The organism is Pengzhenrongella sp. (assembly GCF_036565025.1).
Classification (GTDB): domain Bacteria; phylum Actinomycetota; class Actinomycetes; order Actinomycetales; family Cellulomonadaceae; genus Pengzhenrongella.
Genome location: NZ_DATCNW010000369.1, coordinates 1 through 5,097 on the forward strand (window position 1 = coordinate 1; position 5,097 = coordinate 5,097).

3 protein-coding genes and 1 pseudogene are annotated in these 5,097 nt (G+C 71.9%); 1 reads left to right on the forward strand and 3 read right to left on the reverse strand.

All coding sequences use genetic code 11. The features are described 5' to 3' along the window. Positions 1-67 precede the first annotated feature (67 nt). The 3 genes from VIM26_RS21005 to VIM26_RS21015 form a co-directional block, all read right to left on the reverse strand. Complete coding sequence (locus VIM26_RS21005; RefSeq protein ID WP_331954887.1) at positions 68-1,531, reverse strand: NAD-dependent succinate-semialdehyde dehydrogenase; 1,464 nt, start codon at positions 1,529-1,531, stop codon at positions 68-70. 2 nt (positions 1,532-1,533) lie between these two features. Next, positions 1,534-2,967, reverse strand: a complete 1,434-nt coding sequence (gabT, locus tag VIM26_RS21010; protein ID WP_331954889.1) for a 4-aminobutyrate--2-oxoglutarate transaminase — start codon at positions 2,965-2,967, stop codon at positions 1,534-1,536. A gap of 202 nt (positions 2,968-3,169) precedes the next feature. Beyond that, entirely contained in the window at positions 3,170-4,711 is a 1,542-nt protein-coding gene (locus tag VIM26_RS21015) for a PucR family transcriptional regulator (RefSeq protein ID WP_331954891.1), read from the reverse strand. Positions 4,712-4,896: 185 nt separating this feature from the next. On the opposite strand from VIM26_RS21015, the pseudogene VIM26_RS21020 reads away from it, so the two are divergent. Beyond that, positions 4,897-5,097 (forward strand): annotated as a pseudogene (locus VIM26_RS21020) (glutamate dehydrogenase); the annotation flags it as partial.

Sequence of the window (5,097 nt, forward strand, 5' to 3'; positions counted from 1 at the left end):
GTCCCTGGCGCGCGCAGCGTCTGACAACTCGGGGGTTACGTCGAGGGTTCGGCGCCGGACAGTCGAGCTAGGGCGCGATCCCGACGTATTTTGTCTCCAGGTACTCCGAGATGCCTTCGGGGCCGCCTTCGCGGCCGAAGCCGCTCGCCTTGATGCCGCCGAACGGGGCGGCGGGGTTGGAGATGATGCCCTGGTTGATAGCGACCATGCCGACCTCGAGCTCCTCGCTGACCCGCAGCGTGCGGGTCAGGTCCTTGGTGAACGCGTAGGCGGCGAGGCCGAACTCGGTGTCGTTGGCCAGCGTGATCGCCTCGTCGTCGGTATCGAAGGTGATGATCGGCGCGACCGGGCCGAACACCTCCTCGCGCAGGATGCGCGCGGACGGCGCGACGCCGGTCAGCACCGTGGGCTCGTAGAAATACCCGCGGTCGCCGGTCGCCTTCCCGCCCGTGGTGACCGTGGCGCCGCCGTCGACGGCGTCCTGAACCAGTTCGGCGACCTTGTCGCGCTGCTTGGCGTCGATCAGCGGCCCGACGTCGGCACGGTCGGCGCCGCGTCCCACCTGCAGCGCGGCCATCCGGGCGGTCAGGCGGGCGGAGAACTCCGGCGCGAGGGAGGTGTGCACGAGGAACCGGTTCGCGGCTGTGCACGCCTCGCCGCCGTTACGCATCTTGGCCAGCATCGCGCCGTCCACGGCCCGGTCCAGGTCGGCGTCGGCGAAGACGAGGAACGGGGCGTTCCCGCCGAGCTCCATCGAGACCCGCAGCAGGCCCTGCGCGCTCTGCTCGACCAGCCGGCGCCCGACCGGCGTCGACCCGGTGAACGTCAGCTTGCGCAGGCGCGGGTCGCGGATCAGCGGCTCCATCACCGCGCCGGTCGACGACGTGGTGACGACGTTCAGGACGCCGTCGGGCAGGCCGGCCTCGCTGAGGATCTCGGCCAGGGCCAGCATCGACAGCGGGGTCTGGGAGGCGGGCTTGACCACCATCGTGCAGCCGGCCGCGATGGCCGGGCCGATCTTGCGGGTGCCCATCGCGAGCGGGAAGTTCCACGGCGTGATCATCAGCACGGGCCCGACCGGCTGCTGCATGGTCAGCAGTCGCGTCGCGCCGTTGGGCGAGGTCTGGAACCGCCCCGAGATCCGCACGGCCTCCTCGGCGAACCACCGGAAGAACTCCGCCCCGTAGGCGATCTCGGCGGCCGACTCGGCGAGCGGCTTGCCCATCTCGAGGGTCATCAGCAGCGCGAGGTCGTCGGCGCGCTCGACGATCAGCTCGTAGGCCGTGCGCAGAATCTCCCCGCGCACGCGGGGCGCCGTCGCGGCCCAGGACAGCTGGGCCTTGGCCGCGGCGTCCAGTGCCGCGGCGCCGTCCGCGACGCTCGCGTCGGCGACGCTGGCGATGATCTCGCCGGTCGAGGGGTCCTCGACGTCCAGGCGGTTGCCGGTGGAGGACTCCCGCCACTCGCCACCGATGAACAGTCCGGTCCGGACCGCCTCGACGACGCGCTTCTCATCCATTGCGTTGGTCATGATCAGGACCCTTCCGTGACGAGGCGCTCGAGCGTGGCCTCGAGGACCGACAGGCCCTCGTCGAGCACCTCGGGCGGGATGACCAGCGGCGGCAGCAGCCGGATGACGTTCTTGTACGTGCCGGCGGTGAGCACCAGGACGCCCGCCGCGTGGCACGCGGCGGCGACCGCAGCGGTCAGCTGGGGGTCGGGCTCGTTGGTCCCGGGCCGCACCAGCTCGATGGCGAGCATCGCGCCCCGGCCGCGGACGTCGCCGATGACCCCGGTGCGCTCCGCGAGGCTGTGCAGCCGGGGGAGCGCGGCCTCGCCGATCCGGCGGGCGGTGCCCGCGAGATCCTGGCTGCGCATGAGCTCGATCGTGGCGATCGCGGCCGCGCAGGAGACCGGGTTGCCGCCGAACGTCCCGCCGAGCCCGCCGGGGTGCACCGCGTCCATCAGCTCGGCGCGGCCGGTGAGGGCGGCCAGCGGCATCCCGTTGGCGATGCCCTTGGCCGTGGTCACCAGGTCGGGGACGACGTTCTCGTGCTCGGCAGCGAACCAGTCGCCGGTCCGGCAGAACCCGGTCTGCACCTCGTCGGCGATGAGCACGACGCCGTTCGCGCGGCACCAGGCGGCGATCGCGGGCAGGAACCCGGGCGCCGGCACGATGAAGCCGCCCTCGCCCTGGATGGGCTCGATGAGCACCGCGGCGAGGGAGTCCGCACCGATCTGCTTCTCGATCTGGTCGATCGCGCGCGCGGCCGCCTGCGGGCCGGTGAGGCCGGCCGGGTCGCGGTACGGGTAGGACATCGGCACCCGGTAGATCTCGGGCGCGAACGGCCCGAAGCCGGACTTGTAGGGCATGGCCTTGGCGGTCAGCGCCATGGTGAGGTTGGTGCGCCCGTGGTACGCGTGGTCGAAGGCGACGATCGCGGGGCGGCCGGTCGCGTGCCGGGCCACCTTGACGGCGTTCTCGACCGCCTCCGAGCCGCTGTTGAACAGCACGGTGCGCTTGTCATGGTCGCCGGGGGTCAGCGCGTTGAGCTCCTCGCAGACCCGCACGTAGCCCTCGTACGGCGCGATCATGAAACAGGTGTGCAGGAAGGCGCCGGCCTGCTCGCGGATGGCCTCGATCACCTCGGGTGCGGCACCGACGCTGGTCACCGCGATCCCGGACCCGAGGTCGATCAGGGTGTTGCCGTCGACGTCGGTGAGCACCCCGTCGCCGGCTGAGGCCGCGAAGATCGGCAGCACGCTCGCGACCCCCTTCGCGACGGCGGCGGACCGGCGCCCGGCGAGCTCGCGGGAGAGCGGTCCGGGAATCTCGGTCCGAATCAGGCGCGCGACGGCGGGGACGGCGCGGTCGGTCGCGTGGTCGGCGCCGTCGGCGGGGCCGCGAGAGGCGGACCGGTCGACGTCGGGCGGGGATGCGGTGGCGGCGTTCGGGGCGGAGGGCATGCGTGCAAGGATGCGCGGCGCGGCGCGGCAACGGCAGTGCCGAAATGTCCATCCTTAATGGTCAGACCGCTCCGTAGTGGCGCGAGACGCCGGCGAACTCACTCCCGCAGACCCCCGCAAACCCGCAACGTCCGAGCGTTGACGTCCTATAGGACGTCAACGCTCGGACGTTGCGGTGGTCAACGGTCGTCAGGTCGTCAGGTCACGGGCCTGGGGTCCGCGGATCGTCTTCGAGTACCTGCAGGGCCAGCCAGAGCTCGCAGCGGACGTCGACCGAGTCGAGGCTGCGGGCCAGCAGGTGCTCGACGCGCACCATGCGCTTGCGCAGCGTGTGCCGGTGCACGCCCAGACGAGCCGCCGCCGGATCCCACTGCCCGTTGCTCTCGAGCCACACGCGCAGGGAGTTGACGAGGTCGCCACGGCCGTCGGCGTCGTGCTGGAGGACCGGTCCGAGCAGGGCCGCGGCGAACGCGGCCGCCTCACCGGGCGGCACCAGGCGCAAGAGTCCTTCGCTCGCCAGGTCTTCGAACCGCAGGACGGTGGAGCCGGTGCGCGCGGCGGCCCGACCCGCGTGCGCGGAGTGCGTGCGCAGCTCGGCCAGTGCGGTGTACTCGCCGGCCTCGGACACGCCGACCGAGCCCACTCCCGGTAGCCGGGCCAGCTGGACCGCGACCCGGTCCGGCTCGGCTGTGATGACCACCAGGGCGCCGTCGACCTCGGCGTGCAGGACCGAACCGTCCTTGCGACTCTCCAGCAGGTTGATCGAGGACCGGATGAAGGGCGTGGACCCGTTCGCGGTGAGCACGTGCACCGGTTCGATGGGGAGTGCTCCGAACAGGGCGCGGGCTGCGCGTTCGGCCGGATCGCCCTGTCCGGCGAGGAACAACCGAACGAGGACCGTGCGCAGCTGCTCGCGTACGGAGTCGAGCGTTCGTGACTGCTCCATCCCCAGGGTGAGCAGGGACGCCGCGGTGTTGATCACCTGCCGATCCGCAGGGGCGAGTCCGCCGGGCTTGCCCACCACCAGCAGGCCGCGGACCTGGCTGGTGCCGAGCGACTGGAGGACGATGTCACCGGCGGCATCGGTGCTGGCCAAGCTGACCGGCGGATGTTGGTGCCGGAGCCGGTCGAGATCCGCCTGGAGCGACGGCAGCAGGGTGCGGGCCGCGGCCGGGCTCACCTCGACAGCAGTGCCCGCCGCGTCGGTGAGCACGACCCACCCGTCGAGCAGCACCGCGAGCCGGCCCACCAGGGTTGCGAACCCGTCGTGACGCAGCGCGGCGCGGGTCAGCGCATGCTGGGCCTCGCTCAGGCGGACCGCCTCGTCGTATCGCGCGGCAGCGATGGCCCGCGACACGATCTTGCTGAGCGCGATGAACGGCGTGTCCAGGGGCACGGCGAACAGGGGCAGGTGCAGCTCCTGCGCGGCCGCGACGAGCGCCGCCGGGACCTCGTCGTGAGCCAGGCCCGTGCCGAACCCGAGTCCGGTGAGTCGGGCGCTGACCAGTCTGGCGACGTACTCGCGCTGACCCGCAGGGTCGTCGGGGAGCAGCAGCCCCGTGGTCAGCAGGAGCTCGCCGCCCTCCAGGAACGCCGCGGGGTCGGCGAGCTCGCTGATGTGCACCCAGTCGATCGGCCGGTCGAGGTCGCGCGGGGCGATCCAGGACCGCAACCGCAGCTCCGGGGCCTCGACCAGCATCCGCAGGGTCGCGGCGGGAGCGGGCGACACGACGGCGGGAGGCATGGGAGCACCATATCGGCACTGTCGGGAGCCGGACATGGACAAACGGTCCATTGACCCGCCCGGACGAATGTCCAATTCTTGTCGAGGTTCCCATTCCATTGCCGCAGAAGCCAATGGTGACGGGCCAGCGATATGACCCATTTGATTCGGCCGACCACCGGCGAATCCGAAGAGGAAGAAGAACTGTGACCCTCATCCTGTCCGAGGCCGGCGCCCCGCCGGCCGGCTCGCTTGTGCTGAATGCGCTGGACGCCGCGCAGGATCAGTTGACCGAGGCGGTGCGGTTCCTCGGCTACGACGACGGGATGCACGCGATGCTCGCGCGGTCCCGGCGCGAGCTGACGGTCGCGGTGCCGCTGCGCCGTGACGGCGGCACGGTGGAGGTC

Bases quoted from the DNA above. Each gene is read 5' to 3' on its own strand.
- VIM26_RS21005 (WP_331954887.1), bottom strand. From the start codon at position 1,531: ATGACCAACGCAATGGATGAGAAGCGCGTCGTCGAGGCGGTCCGGACC.
- gabT (WP_331954889.1), bottom strand. From the start codon at position 2,967: ATGCCCTCCGCCCCGAACGCCGCCACCGCATCCCCGCCCGACGTCGAC.
- VIM26_RS21015 (WP_331954891.1), bottom strand. From the start codon at position 4,711: ATGCCTCCCGCCGTCGTGTCGCCCGCTCCCGCCGCGACCCTGCGGATG.